The following is a 471-nucleotide window of genomic DNA, read 5'->3' as shown; positions in this document are numbered from 1 at the left end:
CCCGCGTCATCGTTAACGTCCATCGCGAGCAGGCTCGCTCCTACAGGGGACAAAGCCAAAAAAAAGCCCGACCAAAAGGCCGGGCTCTTTATAAGTGAAGCAGCCGGATTAGACCAGCTTCTCCAACTCAGGGATGGCTTCGAACAGGTCTGCCACCAGGCCGTAATCGGCCACCTGGAAGATCGGCGCTTCTTCGTCCTTGTTGATCGCAACGATCACTTTGGAGTCTTTCATGCCGGCCAGGTGCTGGATCGCGCCGGAGATACCGACGGCGATGTACAGCTGTGGCGCAACGATCTTGCCGGTCTGACCGACCTGCATGTCGTTGGGTACGAAACCTGCATCGACCGCGGCGCGCGATGCTCCGACGGCAGCGCCCAGCTTGTCGGCCAGGGCGTACAGGTGTTTGAAGTTGTCACCGTTCTGCATGCCACGGCCGCCGGAAACGACGATCTTGGCAGCGGTCAGTTC

Annotated in this window: 1 protein-coding gene; it reads right to left on the bottom strand. The window is 59.7% G+C overall.

All coding sequences use genetic code 11. The annotated features are described in order from the left end of the window. Positions 1-108: 108 nt before the first annotated feature. Positions 109-471 (bottom strand): FAD-binding protein (locus ACXRVY_RS11640; RefSeq protein ID WP_458237433.1); only part of this gene is annotated, 363 nt, incomplete at its 5' end.

The sequence above is a fragment of the Pseudomonas sp. P5_A2_2 genome (assembly GCF_054177685.1).
Note: the sequence above shows the minus strand (reverse complement) of the source record. Positions and strands in the feature narration are given on the sequence as shown.